This window comes from candidate division WOR-3 bacterium, from assembly GCA_039802005.1.
GTDB lineage: Bacteria > Hydrothermota > Tepidihabitantia > SM23-42 > JAOAFX01 > JAOAFX01.
The window spans coordinates 24,598-42,464 of record JBDRVV010000015.1; the positions used below are offsets into that span (position 1 = coordinate 24,598).

The following is a 17,867-nucleotide window of genomic DNA, read 5'->3' on the forward strand; positions in this document are numbered from 1 at the left end:
ATATTGGTATTTGACGATTTAGAAGAGAAAGAATTAAATCTTGCCGAGAAAAAGTATTTTACCAGTCTGAAAATAGTAAATGCCAGGATAAGTATTACAAAAAAGGCACTCGGCGTGAGTGCAGACTTCAATGTTCAATTCAATGTTGAACTTACATGCGCAAGGTGTCTTACTTCCTTCACGCAGGATTTTAATGAGTCGTTGCACCTCGATTATGTTGCAGGGAAAGACCCACTTTTATCCTCGGAAAAAGTTGAATTAAAATCTGGCGACATAGATAAAGTATATTATACCGGACCCGATATTGATCTCAGCATTGGTATTAGAGAAATAATCATTCTTGCTATTCCCCCAGCGCCTTTATGCAATAAAGAGTGTAAAGGCATTTGCCCAATCTGTGGAAAAAATCTGAACAGAGAAAAATGCAATTGTAAAATTATAAAGTCTGGCCTGTTCACACCGAAAACAAAAAATGCTTAACCTTCTTATATTAAGCATTCTTTCTATTGACACAATCATCAATGTGCCAGAATTGAAAAATGCCCATTATGGAATCATCATTTTAGATTTAAATAAAGACAGTATTATCTACAATTACAATGGAGAAAAGTTGCTGGTGCCTGCATCAAATATGAAAATTATTACGACTGCTGCATCATTATATTTTCTTGGCAAAGAATTCCGATATAAAACCTGCCTTTATCTAAGAGGTACAATAAAAGATAAAAAATTGTATGGAGATATTATCTTACAAGGGCGTGGTGACCCTTATTTTAGTCTTGAAAATCTTGAAAGATTTGTGAATAAAATCAAATCTCTTGGAATCATTGAAATAAACGGCGGGATAATTATCATTGATGATTATTTCACTGATGAACGACTCCCTGCTGGCTGGTCCTGGCATTATCTTGATGCAAAATATGCACCAGAAATAAGTGCCCTCTCATTTAACAAAAATGTTGTATCAGTAAGATTACGTCCCACAAATGTCGGAGAATTAGCAAATGTTTATATATATCCTGCCACAGGTTATATAAAATTGATCAATCGTATGACGACAACGGCAAATTCAGAAAATATAATAATTTACCGAAAGCCAGAGGAGAATACTATCGTAGTTGATGGATTTATAAACATTAAAAACGCGAGGGATATTAATGTGGCGGTTAAAGACCCAGCGATGTTCGTTGGAGAATACTTTAAAGAAAGGTTAATTGCCAGTAATATAAAAATCTCAAATCCTGTATCAAGAATTAAAACTTATGAATTGTTTTTAAACCAGACACAGCCGCTTTTAATTGATTCGATCCTCTCCCCTGCTCTATCGGAAATAATAAAAGAAACAAATACTGAAAGTGAAAATCTTTATGCTGAAATTTTATTAAAAACTCTTGGTGCATTTAGATACAAAGAAGGAAGTTTTAATTCCGGATTGAATGCGGTAAAAGAATTTCTTAATGTTTGCGGGGTTGACACACAAAATATATCTATATGGGATGGTTCAGGACTTTCAAAAAATAATCTTGTCTCACCTGCAGCATTGATTGCGGTTCTTAAATTTATGTATAATAGCTATCTCTTTGAAGATTTTTACAACTCGCTCCCCGAACCCGGAAAAGGAACGCTGAAGGCACGATTTAACGGTTTTTCCGATACACTTAGAGCAAAAACCGGTGCTATTCAAGCAACTTCTTGTTTAAGTGGGTATCTCAAAATCATCAATGGCCAAGATTATGCGTTTTCAATGCTCTTCAACAATTTTACCTGTCCGACAAGAAAAATTACACAAATCCAAGAAAAAATTATTCGTTCATTTGTTGAAGAAGTTCACAAATTAAAAGTAGATGATACAGGTCTGTTAAATCCAATGGAGGTTATAAAGCAATGATAGATTTCAAAAAAAAGCACCGTATCATTCCTCCGCGGAAGCATTACCAGCCAATGAGATTCGTCGGGTTTGGTTTGATATTGATGCTGGTGATAATATTTATTCTCTATAAATTAATTGTAAAATAAATAATTCGCCCGCAACTTATCTTTCTTTGACTGAAGAGAAAACTACCTGCGACGACGCAAAATTCTTAACAGAACCATAAGTCCAATGATAACGAATATTATTGGCCAATCACGATAAAATGAAAAACGGAAACCATAATTAGAAGCCCAAATCCAGACTCCGATAATGATTAAAAATAACGCCCAGAATAATCCACAACCCATTATACCTCCATTTAATATTTCAAATCTTCTTTTCTATCCTTACATCACCATAGCGGTTATCTATCAAAATCTTAGCCTTAGGAGAGTTTAAAATTCCTTTGAGAAAATTATTTTTCTTAATTGTATCTTTCAACGGAAAATCACAATGTATATCTCCATTCATACTTGATATTTCAATCTCTGCTTCGGTCTTATCGCTAATTTTTAAAACCACATCACCGGAACGCGCTTTTATCACTATTCCATCCACATTTTGATATTCAAGTTCAACATCGCCTGAAACAAATTCACCGACAAAACGACCGCTCAATCCTTTGCCGACAATATTTCCTGATACTGAAAGAATTTCAATCCTACCATTTATATTCTCCACTATCAAATCTCCTGATACACCCTTTATTTCAACATTAATATTCCTTGGCGCATCTATTTTTATGTCGCCGCTAATTGTTTTTATCAATAATACATCATTCTCTTCATATATTCTGACTATACCATCCTTTTCTATGATAAAATTATTAATGTCATTTCCCTTTATCTCAAGATCACCGCTTATTCCTTTAAATTCAAGTTTTTTCTTCCCTGGAATTTCTATTTTCTCTGATGTAGAGTGATTTTTAAAAGAAGTACTGAAAATCGCACCCATCATATCCGACATAATATCAGAGAATGAACCCATTCCCTCCCAGAAAAAATTGCGTTTTTTCTTTGATTCAGAATCCCTGACTGCTTCAAGAAGCCTTGCTGCCTCTTCCGCCGTTATCTTACCCTCTTCAAGGAGCTTCAATATCTTCATTTGTTCATTCAATATACACCTCCACCCGCTCATTATCTTCAGTACTTTCCACTTCAACGAGGTTGAATCTGCCGCTTTCTCCTAACTCACCGACAATTTTGTCAATCATTTCCGGAGTGAACTCATCAAGATGGAATTCTTTTCCTTTTATGTTCATTTTGAAACCATCTGGTGCCAGCCCCTGAAATGTTGCACCAAATTTTAATAACAACCTCAAAACACCAATCGGGATATCAACCTTTACCTTTATCTTATCATTATTGCGGTCATAAACACGGACTCTAAAAAAATGAGCCTTATCTGTTGTATCTTTTAAAACCGACAAAAGACGCTCTGCTTCTTCAGGCGTTACTTTTCCTTCAGCGACCATATTCAAAATCTTTCTTCTTTCTTCTGACATTTTAACCTCCTATTTTTTATCTTCGCCTTTTTAAGAATATTTTAATCAACTGTAATACTCCAAATAAAATTAGTATCAATGGCCAATCCTTGTGCCAGTTTATAGGCAATAAGCCAAGATTTGAAAACCATATCAACAAACCAATAAAGATAATAAAAATGGCATCTAAGGTTGGCAACATAAACGACTTTATTTTGCACCTCCTTTTTTCCTACTCTTCAAAATAGCAATTGCCTCATCCACGGTCAATTTCCCTTTTGCAATACCATCTATAGGGTCAATAGGTTCTTCGTAGGGTTTTAGATTCAAACTATTCAATAAGTGGTCGATCTTTGATTTTATAGTAGGATATGAAACACCCAATATCTTCTCAATATCTGTTATCTTTCCTTCAGTCCTTAAGAATATTTTCAAGAATTCATAATCTTCTTCGGGTAATTGGCAGAATTCGCAAGGCGAAAGATCTTTTTTCACCCTTAAATCACATTTTTTACACCTAAGTTCACTTATAACCATTTCTCCACCACAAAGTGGACAGTTTTTAATTTTTTTAATCATACATATATATTATAATCAAATTTTTTAAAATGTCAAGGGATAAAATGAATAAAATTTAAAATATAGTGTTTTTGCATTCAAACCTATCTGCGCTAACGCTTGATAGTTTTGAGCAAAATTGGTGAATGGCAGGCGGGCTGAGTATTTCAAACGCAGTGCAAAATACGAAGTCCCGAGCACAGCGAGGGAAATCGAACCCGTTATTTTTTCCCAAAATCAATGATAAGTTCTTCTTTCTTCCGTCGCGAAAAAGATTTTATCTGTCTCTCCCGATTCAACGCAGAACTCAAATCAGAAAATTCCTCATAATAAACCAGTGAAAAAGGACCTTTATTCTTGGTAAATTTACTTCCCCGCTGGGTATTATGCCTTTTTATCCGTTCCACTAAGTCCTGGGTGATTCCAACATAATAATCCCCAGAAACACTGCTTATTATGTAAACAAAATACTTATTCATAAAAAAATTTATTGGTGCCCCTCATTTCATTCGGGACACTCAATTTTGCATTCAAACCTATCTGCGCTAACGCTTGATAGTTTTGAGCAAAATTGGTGGAGGCGGCGGGAATCGAACCCGCGTCCAGAGTGTTTCAGTGAAGAGGACTACATACTTAGTCCCCTTATGAATCTCCCCTGACCTTAACCAGGGGACGGGTTGGTCAGGGCGAGCCTTTTAAGAAGCCACTATCACCCCCAAAGGCTAAGGAATGATAGGGTTTTGCCCTTTATGACGCCTGTTCCAGGTCGGGCAATCCCGGACAGACGTGACTGCATTTATTTATGCAGCCAGTGCGTATCCTGTGTATGCAGGATGTTTTTTTCTCATGGTCGGATTAACGAGGTGACCAGGACCCTCGGTATGCCCTCTTTCACCCCATTCACCCTGTCAAAACCATTCGCCCCCATTTATTTTGACATCTATGTTTCTAAAATATATTATATCTTGATTTTCATACCTGTCAAGACAAAAAATTAAGTCTTACTTACCTATCTGTAGGAGTGGGATGAAATTTTTATCATAAGGGGCAATAACAATAGTATTATTGGGTGAAGTATAAAGGTGCTGTAGGTTCTCAAGGTATTTCCAGGAAAGGTATGCCCGCCCCCGGTCACCAACCAGAGACTGAGCAATTATTTGCTGGGCTTCGGCAATGCCGGTAGCTTCGATTTTCTTTCTCTCCGCTTCTTTTTTTTCTTTTAATAATACAAACTCCATTTTTTGGGCTTCCTGTTCTGCCTCAAGTTTCGCTTCAATTGCATTCTTCACCTTTGCTGGAAGACTGATGTTTCTCAATAAAACCCTCTCAAGAACAATACCTCTTTTATTAAAATCCTCTGCAAGTTGTCTTTCAATCTCAGATTCAAGATCCTGCCTTTTTTCCGCATATATCTCTATTGCCTGATATTTTGAAGTCGTATTCCTTATTGCAGTCCTTGCTGCTGGGCGAACTATCTTTTCAACATAATCAGCACCTATTTTCTGGAATACATTACCTGCTTCTTCAGGGTTTAAATGATACCAGACTGTCAAATCCATCTTCACTTCCAGCCCATCTCTTGTTAATGCAGTTATTGCATCATCACCTTTAATCTGCCCCTCTTCGTATGCGATAGACATGGTATATGCCTGTGTTCTTATACTCATAATATGCAGGTCGACAAAGGGATTAACTATATTCAAACCCTCGGAAAGCGTCGCCTTTGTCAAAACTCTACCGAATAGTATCTGAACACCCACTGAACCTGGTGGAACAATCCTAAGTAAAGAAAAGAATATCAACAGACCTCCAATGATACCCGCTCCCCAGGTTACATAGTTCCGTATCTTCAATATATTATCAATCCTTCGGTCCTCACCTTTTACTTTATATAAAGAACGGAAAACAAAAAGACCAATAATGAGCATTAAGCCAAGAATAAACATAATACCTCCTTTCCAAAGATTATATACACTATGCAAATATAATCAATACAGAGTATGTACTTGCCTTTTTTAGTGTATTTATGTATACTGATTATATGGACAGCGAAAAAGAGTTGATTAAAAAAATAATAGACGGAGATGAAAAATCCTGTGAAAAGATTCTAAATCTTTACAAAGCACGTATATTCAGCTATATATTAAGGCTCGTAAAAAATTATGATGATGCTGAAGAGATAACATTTGAGGTATTTATAAAATTTTTTAAAGGTATCAAAACATTTGATATCAATAAACCGATTGGAACTTATCTTCTTACTATCGCCCATAATCTTGTGATTGATTTCTTCAGGAAAAATAAGGTTGAATACGAGTATCTTGATGAAAGACATTCAATTAGTGCAAATTTTATTGAAAAATATAGAAATGCAAAAATTATGCAAGCCATTGAAGAAGCAATACAAAAATTGGCACCTTTAGACCGTGAAATAATGATTTTTTTTCACAAAGAAGATTTGTCCTATCAGGAAATAAGTAAAATTTTAGATTTACCAATTACTACGATAAAAACACGACTACATCGTGCGCGAATGAAATTGAGAGAAATATTGAAAAATAAATATCACAGTAATAAAAAATCAGATATTGACGGGAATAATTTTTGAATTATAATAAATTATGGAAAGCATCATAAGAAAGATAGGCAGAGAACAACTTGAGATTCTTTTTGAAATGACCAGTTCTCTGAGTTCAACCCTTGAACTCTCAAAAATTCTTGATATTATCATTGAAAGTGCCAAAAATCTTCTTAAAGCCGAAGCGAGTTCTCTATTATTGCTTGATGAGACAACAAATGAATTATATTTTGCCAGTGTTACTGGTGAAGTATCTGAAAGATTGAAGAATCTAACTGTCCCACTTGATAAAGGCATTGCCGGCGCCTGTGTGCGCGAAGGTAAACCAAAGATTGTAAATGATACAACAAAAGATAAAGATTTTTATTCAAAGATTGATAAATCAACAGGCTTTGTCACACGTTCCATAATTGCAGCACCCTTGAAAATCACAGGAAAAACGATTGGTGTTATTGAAGTATTAAACAAAAAAGACCAGCAAGAATGGACAGAAGAAGATAAAAATTTAATCATGCTCATTGCTTATCAGGCAGCACAGGTTATCCAAAATGCACAGAACCATTTAAAAATCCATGAATATAAGGAATTACTCAGAGATGAAATTGATTCAAGATATGCACTTATTGGCAGGAGTGAACAATTTAAAAATGTGTTAAATCTCGCAGAAAAGGTTGCCCAGAGCAATGCTTCAGTTTTGATCTTGGGTGAAAATGGAACTGGTAAAGAGCTAATTGCGCGTTATATACACCGTTTAAGTCCGAGAAGAGATAAACCATTCATTGCGGTCAGTTGTGCAGCAATACCATCCACACTTTTGGAAAGTGAATTGTTTGGATATGAAAAAGGGGCTTTTACCGGGGCACTCACCCAGCATAAAGGCAGGTTTGAACTTGCAAATCAAGGCACAATTTTTCTTGATGAAATTGGAGATATGCTTCCCGAAACCCAGAGTAAATTGTTACGGGTATTACAAGAAAAAGAGTTTGAGCGACTTGGTGGGACCAAGACAATAAAGGTTGATGTGCGCGTTATTGCTGCAACAAATCAAAATCTTGAAGAAAAGATAAAGCAAAAGTTATTCAGAGAAGATTTATTTTATCGTTTAAATGTTTTTCCAATATATATACCACCCTTAAGGGACAGAAAAGATGATATAATAATAATCGCAGAACACTATTTAAGTTATTATTCAAAACAGATGAATAAAGATATAAAAAAGTTTTCTGATGAAGTTATTGAAAAAATGATAAATTACCCATGGCCCGGAAATGTAAGAGAATTACAGAATGTAATTGAAAGGGCAGTGGTTTTGACAAATACAGACACGATCAGACATGAGGCATTAATGCTTCCGACCGAGCCGGTAGAACTTCCAATGACATTTGATAAAAATTTGAAAGAAGCAGTTGAAGAATTCAAAATGAAATACATCAAAGAAGTGATCAAAAGATGCGGGGGGAATCAGAGAAAGGCAAGCAAAATTTTGAAGATCCAGCCTACATATCTATCAAGACTTTTACACAAAAAGAGATAAGTATTAAATGTAAGGCAAACCTTCAGGTTTGCATTTATTTAAATTCAAAGATGCAAGGCTAAAGCCTTGCCTTACAAGTATCTGTCGTTTTCCTCTTGGTTATTTGCCGATAAAGACGAATTTGCCTCTTTTTAAATCATTACCTTTTTTTTGCACGACATAGAAATAGACACCTGATTCTACTGGCAAATTCATGTGGTCAGTCCCATCCCAGATTAACCTTTGATTCAGATTATCAAATTTCTTTATCAGCCTTCCCGTAGCATCATAAATTATCAAAGATGCATCCTTATCAGGAATCTGGGCGAACGCAAATTCAATACTTCCCGTTGCAGGATTACTATGCAGTTTAACAAATGATTCGATCTGTTTTTCCCTATCCGATTCGGTTATACCAACTGGATTATTCCCGATTGTGAGCGAGAAATTAATTCCCTGGGTTATCGTACAGGTATCATCCTTAAATGTCAGTATCAATTTCAATGGTTTTACTGCACCGGGTGTCGCATTGCGACTGCATCTTACAACAAATCTTGAGGCACTATTATTGCCCGTGCTCTTACGGTATATCTTCGGAAAAGTAGCGGTTCCGGTCTGGACAACAATCTGTGTATCAAGGGAGATGAGTTGTGCAGTGATATTGTATGCGGAATCAAGGGGATGGATTGCACGGTTTCTGATCCTCATCCATAAATGGGATGTCTCATTTGGGTCAAGTTGACCTGTTCCATTTCCCAGTGAAGTATCAGCAACGACCGGTTGGAGATTATCAAAGAATACACCGGCAATCTTGGTGAAATAGATATTAACCGGACGGCATTGGTTTATGTTATTTTGAATTACCGTATAATTATTATATCCATCCCAGAAATCAGTCTGGTTTGTCTCAATGCTGAAGGCATAAGTGACAAACTTAGGCACACCATTATGGAGGGTATCCTTCATCTCCCATTCAATTGAAGTTCCATTCGCCGCATAAAGAACCCGATATATCGGACCTGTGCGCGCCGCAGAAAATCCGTTCTTCACCCGCATTGAGTCAAGAATCTCCCAAACCGTGACCGAATCTGGAATCGGCTCGGCACTACCGGAATAACCCCAGACACAGAGATTATATGCCCCATAAGAATGGTAATCAATCTGGGTCCTTATTTTTTTGGGTAAGAAGAAATCACGTGCATTCTGAGTCTCTATCTCTGAAAATCTTGAAGGACCGCGATAAGCATCAGAAGTTACCGATGGGCTTGAACCAACATCATTATAACCCCATTTATAACCATAATTACGATTTAAATCTACACCCGCAGTTGATGAACTCTGGCCTGAATATAAATGCCGGTTCTTACGGATATTACTCGTTGCACCACCAGAATCAGAATTGTATCTATAACCATCTGGATTCATCACCGGTATAAAATAAATTTCACGATTATTTACAAACCAGGTGACAAGAGAATCTGTGCCATAATTAGTTAGTAAATACTTTATGTAATCAATGCAAAGGGTCGTTCCCATAGGCTCCCTTGCATGGGTTGCACCATTGAAACAGACTGCGGGCTCCATTTCATCAACGAGGGGATTATCCGAAATTTTGAAAGCAACCATCTGCAACCCTTGGTAGGAATTACCCGCACTATAGTATCGGGTAATATTTGGAAATGAGTTTGCAAGGGTTTGTAATGTATCCCTCATCTCCCAGTAGGTGTAGAAATAGCCAAAGTCCCTTAATATCTGTGGGTCTCTTGAACCCGCCATCTCGTAGAATTTTTCCGCAATATCTTCATAGGTGATAACGGTCTTAAATCCGAGTGCCCTTATCTGCTCATATTGTTCTTTTGTTGTATTTAGTACCAGATAGTATTCACCATTATCTGCTTGTTGCACCGTGCAGATATCCAGTTCACCAAAGAGCGTCCCCATCTTTGAAAACAATTCATCCGCATCCTTGAAATATAGCCATACCTCCATCTTGTTTGACGCCATTCCAAGCGAAACCAAAAGCATTCCGAGACTTAAGCATCGGATAATATGTTTCATAAACCTCCTTCTGTTAAAATTATTATAATAAAAAAATAAAAAAAATCAAGGGGGAGATTGCTCTCCCCCTTTTTGTTTCTTACTTCAACAGGATTCCGCGTGTATTGAACGATTTATCTTCAATCTGGAGGTTGAAGAAATATACACCGGATGCAACTTCCCGTCCGAGTTCATCATCACCCGACCATTTTGCAGTATAAACACCAGGGGTCTTCGTTTCGTCAACGAGTGTCCTTATGACCTGACCGATGGTATTATAAACTTTTACAGTTATCTTTGCCTTCTTATCCACCGTATAGAAAATATTAACCGAATTTCTTGCTGGATTCGGCGCCAGACTTATCCTTTTTGTTCCCGGGTCAACATAGTTCGTAAATTCCTGAACTCCAATCCAGTTCTTCATCTTCGGCTGTTTAGTTGTAAACTTTATTGCCCTACCGGCAACGAGCGGTGCCGCACCGGTGTCATAGACTTTATTAAAGAGATAGCTCATGCCGTATTTTTTCAACGAATCCTGCTGTCCGACCGTGCAGCTCGTCGGATTAGTGACCCGCCGATATTGAATTACAATATCATTGCGCATTCCTGGACCAGCAGTAGTGGAATCATAGATTATATACTGGAATGACTGGAACATATTGGCAAGGGTAATGAAGGAATCACACTGGATTATCAGACGGTGATTTGTAGCATCATTATAATACCACCAGGTAGCAGGTGAAGAACCATTGAGGTCATCCCAGAATGCCGCGACCATATTAGGCACTGAACTCTGTGAGCCATAATCCATCATCTTTGGTAATATGCTATTGTATTGAACAGTGCTCGTCTGCCTGCCGAATGCAATCCAGCCATTGGAACAGACTGAAATACTATCCGTAGTTGCACCGCCAAGCCTCTTTGCATAATGTCTGATTGTGAAGGGTGAACGAATTCTCAGCGTGACATCATTTCCACCGGTTCCAATGCTCGTTCCGGGACCGCCCTGGTTGGCATTTATGTTTATCCAGTTATAAATTGGCGCCTCAGTGTAGAAGGAGTCTGTATTATCAATCATAAAATAGCCAAAACTATCCGGACCACAGATTGAACCCATTCTAAGTTGATAATACAGTTTTCTTGTATAAGTTCCGGCAGTTAGTTCTAATTCAAATGGCACCAGCGTACCCAGTTGAATAAGTGTATCTGCTTGGAGTACAAATGGGTCGGCTCCATTATGACCCTTTGCCTTAGGATTGATGTTTCCAAAAGTTGCAGTTGAATCAATGATTGTTATGCGTGGGCTTGTAGTCCTTAATTTACCAGTTACATTTGTCGCCGTGGCAGTTCCCAAATTGATTATTGTGTCAACGAGGGTAATGCGCTCAGAAGGATCAAAGTACCCATTACCATTGCCATTCGGTGCTGGGTCAAGAACGACCGTGCCGAATTCCGCAAGGCGCAAATCAGGCAGTGAACCAGAAGCAGGTGTCATATCTATTGCCCGCTTTGCACGGATTCTTCCCGCACCATACATGGTATCCTTGCCAGCAGTTCCAAGGTCGAGGGCACTGAACTGCATGATACTATCAATCTGGGCAACGGTTAGATTCGGATTCTTTGAAAGTAACAAAGCAGCAAGTCCTGCACAATGTGGTGTCGCCATGGAAGTACCGCTCATTAAAGTGTAACCGTTGTTACTGCTATATAGACATGACCTTATATTAACTCCGGGGGCAGCAATATCCGGTTTCAAAATTCCAGGTCCCGGTCTAAACGGGTAGTCCCAATACCATGGTGCATCTTCCCAGCACGAAGGACCGCAGGAAGAAAAACTGGCAAGCGCATTGAGACTATCGGTTGCCGCAATAGAGATCGCACCCGCAAGCCTACCCTGTGCTTCTGATGGATGATGCCAGGGTGGAGGAACATCACCTGGGCAGCGGAGATTATAGGGAACAGGACAGTAAGTATAACCTCTCTCATTACCTGCAGCAATAAAATATGGTATACCCGCAAGTGCCACATTCGTTACTGCTTTACGCCACATACTCCTTCTTGGTGTCCAGGCAACATACCAGCCCAAAGACATTGATATCACATCTGCACCATGGGTTGGCGAAAGAGGTGGAGCGATACAGAACTGCATCGCATCAAAAACATTTTGCTCGGAAATAGTATCAGGCATTGGATAGGCGATGGATGTTCTAACCCTGCAAACCAATATTGAACATTGAGGTGCTACACCACAGGTGTCACCAGCTGAACCATCTGATGCAATAGTGCCTGCGCAGTGCGTACCATGACCATTAGCATCCATCGGGTTATTATTATTATTTTCAAAATTCCAGCCATGATAAGGATAATTTGGGTCGGTCCACATATGGTTACTTAAGTCAAGATGGTTGTAATTAACTCCCGTGTCAATGATACCAACAATTACACCCTGACCTCTATATCCGGCTGCCCAGCAGGAATCAGCAGCAATAAGTTTTAGATTCCATACAATTCCTCGGCTATCAAGTACATCAACCGGCACCGGCTCGCCATAAGTCAATAAAATATTCTCACTGACAATATAGGGATAAGCAATAAATGCGACATCATTTCTATTCGCTATTTCATTTATTATATCTGGCGTTGCCTTGCAATAAAGTGCATTTATAATCCACATAGATTTAATCTCAGAAACCTTATTGGATTGGGTCTGAAGCGTAAGGTAATTGACAAGCGGTTCCTGAGTCCTTGCGGAAAGTTCTTTTAAGTAATTTACCACAGGATATCTCTGTTCGCGTCTGGGTAAATCAGCGACGAGATTTCGCAGGTAGTCTTCATCTGATTGCTCATTAAAGACCACCAGTATCTCAACCTGGTCATTGTCTTTCACTGAAGCGATGACCTCTTCAAGTTGTGGGTCAATCAAAGCCTTGGCTTCTACTACCCCCACAACTGAAATTAGCGCTATTAATATGTATACTGATCTCATAGAACCCCCTTCTTATTATTTTTATCCCCTTTTTTAATATCTTCGTTTTTTATTCTGGCATCACCTCCTTTCAAATTTTCAAAATCTGAATGTTTCTTATTATGTTAAATTATAATTAAAATTTTGAAACTGTCAACCATAAAATAATGTATAAGATTGCCATTGACTTTATCTATTTTTATTATATAATCCCATAACTTTTTAAGAATTAATTCTTTACAGAAAGGAGATAAAATGGCAAAAATTTTAAGTGGAACAGAACTTGCTGAAAAAATGCGTGAAGAGATGAAACAAGAAATTGCCGAATTAAAGACAAAGCATAATATTCTTCCAGGACTCGCAGTAATACTTGTCGGTGATAATCCTGCCTCAATCTCTTATGTGAAAGGAAAAGAGAAAGCCTGTGCAGAAGTAGGGATTATGTCCAGGGAATATAAATTTGATAGTGATTATAAAGAGTCCGAACTTTTAAAATTAATTGAGCAACTAAACCACGACCCAGCAATCCATGGAATTTTGGTCCAACTCCCTTTACCCAACCATATAAATGAAGAAAAGGTTTTATATGCAATAGACCCGGATAAGGATGTTGATGGATTCCATCCCGTAAATGTAGGTAAATTGATGATCGGTGTGGATTGTTTTCTGCCCTGCACACCCCATGGGATACAGCAGTTATTAATACGCAATGGAATTGAAATTTCGGGAAAACATGTCGTAATTGTGGGAAGGAGTAATATTGTAGGTAAACCACTGGCAATGATGCTCGTCCAAAAAAAACCTGGTGCAAATGCCACGGTCACAATGTGCCACACTGGCACAAAGCATATGGCAGAATACACGAAACAGGCAGATATACTCATTGTCGCTGCTGGTCGCCCACACACTGTAAATGGTGATATGGTAAAAGAAGGTGCAGTCGTGATTGATGTTGGTGTAAATAGGATAGAAGACCCTACAAAAAAGAGTGGTTTTAGATTGATCGGCGATGTAGAATTTGAGGAAGTCAGTAAAAAGGCGAGTGCAATATCACCGGTCCCGGGTGGTGTTGGTCCGATGACGATAACAATGTTATTATACAATACGATACTTTCAGCAAAAAGGCATTCAGGAATAATATAAATGCTCAAATTCAAAACCATAGAATATGATAAAAATAGAAATGAAATAATTATCCTTGACCAGACAAGACTCCCTGAAAAAGAAATTTATCTTCGTTTGAAAAATATAAAAGATGTGTATAATGCAATAAAAACCTTAAAGGTGCGTGGTGCACCATTGATTGGAGTGACCGCGGCTTATGGTTTGGTTCTGTCCGCACGCAAAGATGCATATAAAAAAATTTTCAAAGATGCTGAGTATCTAAAATCTGCCCGTCCCACTGCAGTAAATCTATTCTGGGCAATTGAAAGAATGAAAAAATGCTTAAAAAAAATAGGAACCCGACATGATATATACCAAACATTATTAAAAGAAGCACAGGCAATTGAAAGAGAAGATAAAGAGGCATGTAAAAAAATAGGTTTTTATGGGGCAAGGCTGATTAAAAATGGCTATAAGATAATGGTGCATTGCAATGCTGGTGCCCTTGCAACGAGTGGCATAGGGACTGCATTAGGTATCCTTTATACCGCAAAGGAAATGGGAAAGAAATTTACTGTCTATTCCTGTGAAACAAGACCGCTTTTACAGGGTGCAAGGCTTACAACCTGGGAGCTCACTAAAAATGGAATAGAAACATATGCAATCTGTGATAATATGGCAGCCACTTATATGCCAGAAATGGATTTGCTCCTTGTTGGTGCAGACCGAATTGCCCGAAATGGAGACACCGCAAACAAAATTGGAACCCAGGGACTCGCGATAATTGCCCGATATTATAGAGTACCATTCTATGTTGCGGCACCGATATCAACATTTGATTTTAATATAAAATCGGGGAGTGAAATTCCGATTGAATTCCGTTGTGCAGATGAAATATTCTATTTCAACAATAGACGCATAATTGCTCAACAGGCAAAGGCTTGCAATCCAGCCTTTGATGTTACACCTGAGAAACTGATAACAGGGATTATAACAGAAATGGGAATAATTAAGCAGCCATTAGCCAGAAGCATAAGAACGTTAAAGCAAAAAATAAAAAACTGATCAAACTTTTTTATTCAATACTTCCATCATTTGATTGTGTATATAGCCATTCGTGCCCAGAACTTCTTTGCCATATATATTAAATGGTTTGCCTTTAAAATCGGTTATTTTCCCACCTGCTTCTTTCAAAATCAGAGAACCTGCCGCCTGGTCCCAGGGTGAAAGTTTGATCTCCCAATAACCATCAAATCTTCCGCAGGCAGTATAACATAGATCAAGTGCTGCTGAACCGAGTCTCCTCACTGCCTGGGCGGTTACACAGAAACGTGCGAAATAATCAAGATTATTTTCTTTACTCTCCCTTATATCATAAGGAAATCCAGTTACAAGCAGACTCTGTCCAAGTTTTTTTGTCTTTGAAACCAATATCTTTTTTTTGTTAAGAAATGCACCCTTACCTTTGATTGCCGAAAATAATTCCTTCCTTGTTGGGTCATAAACAACTCCGAGCACAATCTCACCTTCAACTTCAAGCCCAATAGATATTGCCCATATGGGTAAGTCATGGGCAAAATTTGTTGTTCCATCAAGTGGATCAATGAGCCATTTTATTTTTTTGTGGGTATCATAACTAATATTTTCTTCACTAAGAATACCATAATCCGGGAATTCCTTCCTCAGATAATCCACAATTCTCTTCTGGGCAATATTATCAAACTGCGTAACAAGATTTACTACTCCCTTATAAGATATATGTTTTCTTCTATTGGAAAGGTGGTAAATATAATCCCCGGTTTCTACAACAATTTTAATGACCTTTTCCTGTATTTTATTTAACATCATTTTTATTACGATTCTTAAAGATTCTCTCTGGTTCAATTATCGGTTTTATCCTTTCTGCCTCTTCATAGGCAAGCATTCCATATTTTGAATCTTTATCAATTTTTATACATTTTTCAAAATATTCAACTGCCTTACGAAATTCATATCTTTTTAATTCTGCAAGGCCTAAATAATAATATGCCTCCTGGAGATTGGGTCCGAGTTTTAGTGCCTCTTCAAAAAATTTTACTGCATCTACAACCATACCTCTCTCATAATATACAAGCCCCAGATAATAATTGGCATAAAGTCTTGCCATTCTATCTTTGGTCTGTTTAGCAACCTTGCTCAAATGTTCAATCGCCTCTCCCCAGATTCCCTTTTTATAGCATATAAATCCAAGGTTATTCAATGCAAAAGGATTCCCGGGTTCAATCAATAAAACCTTTTGGAAATAGAGCATAGCCTCATCATATAATTCTTTATTCATTAAAACCAATCCACTCAATCCAAGTGCACGGGTATTTTTCGGGTCAATATCAAGTGCCTTTTTCAATACGCTCATTGCCTCATCATAATCTTCCATGACAATCAGATTCCAGGCACGATCAAGAAGTGTAGCAAGATCAAGCTCAGGTGAAGTGCGTGCCTTTATAAATGAATAGAATCTATCCATATCAACCTTACTCGTCTTTCGGTTCCGAAAATCTTGTGCGATTTGTCTCAATTCATCCTGAGCCTGATTTAAGTATTTTATATTATTCGCAATTTCAATATAAATATTCTTTATAAGTTCTTTTATAGCCGATTCTTTATCTGGTGTGTATTCCTTTATTAATTTTCTCAGCTCTTCTAATTTTTTCTTTATTTCATTAATCATTGTCCTGCCATTTCCGTAAGTTTTTTTACAATAAGATGTAAAGGTAAAACATAATCAACAGCACCAGCATCAATTGCTGATTGAGGCATACTTGCAATTGTTGCCTCTGAAGGCTCCTGGGCAATCGTTATTCCTCCCAGTTGTTTTATCTTCAATAAGCCTTTTGTTCCATCGTGCCCCATACCAGTAAGGACAATCCCGATTGCTTTATCTTTGTATACATCCGCCATTGATTCAAGAAGATAATCCGCACATGGTTTTAACCCATACCTGGGAGCCTCATCGCTCAAAATGACCGACTTACCAGATGGATGTATTTTTATATGACTACCACCTGGTGCAATTAGGACTGTATCCGGTAGTATTAAATCATTGTTTGATGCCTCTTTTATATTAAGGCTTGATTTCTCGTCAAGATGCATCGCCAGACTGGCTGTAAAGAATTTAGGCATGTGTTGCACAACAATGATCTTAAAACCAGAATTTTTATTTAAAGATGAAAGTAAAAAATTCAAAGCCTTTACCCCGCCAGTAGAAGATGCAATGCCGACTATAAAATCAACTTTCTTTATACTTGGAACAACCCGAGGTGCTGATAAAAATGGACGCAGATTTGCCTGTGCAACATATCTTAATTTTGTAATCAATTCTTCTTTGAAGTCATAGAGATCGATAGAGATAGGACCCGAAGGTTTCGGGAAAAAATCAACTGCGCCTAAATTGAGAGAATTTATTGTAATTTCTGCCCCTTTATGGGTATGTGCAGAAAGCATCAGAACCGGGGTTGGTCTAATAGACATAACCCTTTGCAGAAATGCAAGTCCGTTTTCCCCGGGTAATTCATAATCCAGGGTTATAACATCAGGATTACATTTATTAAACTTTGCCCACGCTTCGTCAACATTCCGGGCATATCCGCATACTTCAAATTCACCAGACGATTGAATAATATCTCCGATCACCCTCTGCATCAATACAGAATCTTCAACAATCAACACTTTCTTCATACC

Annotated in this window: 18 protein-coding genes and 1 other RNA gene; 7 read left to right on the forward strand and 12 right to left on the reverse strand. The window is 37.8% G+C overall.

What is annotated here, in order from left to right:
• Window positions 1-3: 3 nt before the first annotated feature.
• From ABIL69_06255 to ABIL69_06265, 3 genes are read left to right on the forward strand one after another with little or no spacing between them, the layout of a single operon-like run.
• Entirely contained in the window at window positions 4-480 is a 477-nt protein-coding gene (locus tag ABIL69_06255) for a DUF177 domain-containing protein (protein MEO0123588.1), read from the forward strand.
• Window positions 473-1,888 (forward strand): D-alanyl-D-alanine carboxypeptidase/D-alanyl-D-alanine-endopeptidase, encoded by a 1,416-nt coding sequence (dacB, locus tag ABIL69_06260; protein ID MEO0123589.1) that lies wholly within the window; start codon window positions 473-475, stop codon window positions 1,886-1,888. The genes ABIL69_06255 and dacB overlap by 8 nt, the downstream gene beginning before the upstream one ends.
• Window positions 1,885-2,016, forward strand: a complete 132-nt coding sequence (locus ABIL69_06265; GenBank protein ID MEO0123590.1) for a hypothetical protein — start codon at window positions 1,885-1,887, stop codon at window positions 2,014-2,016. Before dacB ends, ABIL69_06265 begins: the two co-directional genes overlap by 4 nt.
• A gap of 42 nt (window positions 2,017-2,058) precedes the next feature.
• Here the strand turns inward: ABIL69_06265 and ABIL69_06270 are convergent, their stop codons facing one another.
• The 7 genes from ABIL69_06270 to ABIL69_06300 form a co-directional block, all read right to left on the reverse strand.
• Entirely contained in the window at window positions 2,059-2,220 is a 162-nt protein-coding gene (locus ABIL69_06270; protein MEO0123591.1) for a DUF5668 domain-containing protein, read from the reverse strand.
• Between the two features lie 19 nt (window positions 2,221-2,239).
• A complete protein-coding gene (locus ABIL69_06275) occupies window positions 2,240-3,016 on the reverse strand; it encodes a DUF4097 family beta strand repeat-containing protein (protein MEO0123592.1) in 777 nt (258 codons plus the stop codon).
• 4 nt (window positions 3,017-3,020) lie between these two features.
• Entirely contained in the window at window positions 3,021-3,416 is a 396-nt protein-coding gene (locus tag ABIL69_06280) for a hypothetical protein (GenBank protein ID MEO0123593.1), read from the reverse strand.
• Window positions 3,417-3,605: 189 nt separating this feature from the next.
• Window positions 3,606-3,974 (reverse strand): DUF2089 family protein, encoded by a 369-nt coding sequence (locus ABIL69_06285; GenBank protein ID MEO0123594.1) that lies wholly within the window; start codon window positions 3,972-3,974, stop codon window positions 3,606-3,608.
• Between the two features lie 200 nt (window positions 3,975-4,174).
• A complete protein-coding gene (locus ABIL69_06290; protein ID MEO0123595.1) occupies window positions 4,175-4,432 on the reverse strand; it encodes a GIY-YIG nuclease family protein in 258 nt (85 codons plus the stop codon).
• A 93-nt stretch (window positions 4,433-4,525) separates the two neighbouring features.
• Window positions 4,526-4,879: a transfer-messenger RNA gene (ssrA, locus tag ABIL69_06295) on the reverse strand.
• 75 nt (window positions 4,880-4,954) lie between these two features.
• Window positions 4,955-5,899 (reverse strand): prohibitin family protein, encoded by a 945-nt coding sequence (locus tag ABIL69_06300; protein MEO0123596.1) that lies wholly within the window; start codon window positions 5,897-5,899, stop codon window positions 4,955-4,957.
• A 95-nt stretch (window positions 5,900-5,994) separates the two neighbouring features.
• Here ABIL69_06300 and ABIL69_06305 point away from each other — a divergent pair, with 95 nt between their 5' ends.
• Window positions 5,995-6,561 carry an RNA polymerase sigma factor gene (locus tag ABIL69_06305; protein ID MEO0123597.1) on the forward strand — a complete coding sequence of 189 codons (567 nt, stop codon included), beginning with the start codon at window positions 5,995-5,997 and terminating at the stop codon, window positions 6,559-6,561.
• Between the two features lie 13 nt (window positions 6,562-6,574).
• A complete protein-coding gene (locus tag ABIL69_06310) occupies window positions 6,575-8,065 on the forward strand; it encodes a sigma-54-dependent Fis family transcriptional regulator (GenBank protein MEO0123598.1) in 1,491 nt (496 codons plus the stop codon).
• A gap of 99 nt (window positions 8,066-8,164) precedes the next feature.
• Here ABIL69_06310 and ABIL69_06315 read toward each other — a convergent pair whose 3' ends face one another.
• Together ABIL69_06315 and ABIL69_06320 are read right to left on the reverse strand one after the other, a co-directional pair.
• Entirely contained in the window at window positions 8,165-10,102 is a 1,938-nt protein-coding gene (locus ABIL69_06315) for a M14 family zinc carboxypeptidase (protein MEO0123599.1), read from the reverse strand.
• Between the two features lie 79 nt (window positions 10,103-10,181).
• Complete coding sequence (locus ABIL69_06320) at window positions 10,182-13,067, reverse strand: S8 family peptidase (GenBank protein ID MEO0123600.1); 2,886 nt, start codon at window positions 13,065-13,067, stop codon at window positions 10,182-10,184.
• Between the two features lie 234 nt (window positions 13,068-13,301).
• Here ABIL69_06320 and folD point away from each other — a divergent pair, with 234 nt between their 5' ends.
• Together folD and mtnA are read left to right on the forward strand one after the other, a co-directional pair.
• Window positions 13,302-14,189, forward strand: a complete 888-nt coding sequence (gene folD, locus ABIL69_06325; GenBank protein ID MEO0123601.1) for a bifunctional methylenetetrahydrofolate dehydrogenase/methenyltetrahydrofolate cyclohydrolase FolD — start codon at window positions 13,302-13,304, stop codon at window positions 14,187-14,189.
• The gene (gene mtnA / locus ABIL69_06330; GenBank protein MEO0123602.1) at window positions 14,190-15,215 is read left to right on the forward strand and encodes an S-methyl-5-thioribose-1-phosphate isomerase; all 1,026 of its coding nucleotides are present in this window, start codon (window positions 14,190-14,192) and stop codon (window positions 15,213-15,215) included.
• On the opposite strand, the gene ABIL69_06335 is transcribed toward mtnA, so the two are convergent.
• Genes ABIL69_06335 through cheB form a run of 3 tightly spaced genes read right to left on the reverse strand, consistent with a single transcriptional unit; the run spans window position 15,216 to window position 17,864 of the window.
• Window positions 15,216-16,034, reverse strand: coding sequence for an inositol monophosphatase family protein (locus ABIL69_06335; protein ID MEO0123603.1), 819 nt, complete (start codon window positions 16,032-16,034; stop codon window positions 15,216-15,218). It abuts the gene before it with no gap.
• Entirely contained in the window at window positions 15,985-16,857 is an 873-nt protein-coding gene (locus ABIL69_06340) for a tetratricopeptide repeat protein (GenBank protein ID MEO0123604.1), read from the reverse strand. The genes ABIL69_06335 and ABIL69_06340 overlap by 50 nt, the downstream gene beginning before the upstream one ends.
• Window positions 16,854-17,864: a chemotaxis-specific protein-glutamate methyltransferase CheB gene (cheB, locus tag ABIL69_06345; protein MEO0123605.1), complete on the reverse strand. Its 1,011-nt coding sequence runs from the start codon at window positions 17,862-17,864 to the stop codon at window positions 16,854-16,856. The genes ABIL69_06340 and cheB overlap by 4 nt, the downstream gene beginning before the upstream one ends.
• Between the last annotated feature and the right edge of the window lie 3 nt (window positions 17,865-17,867).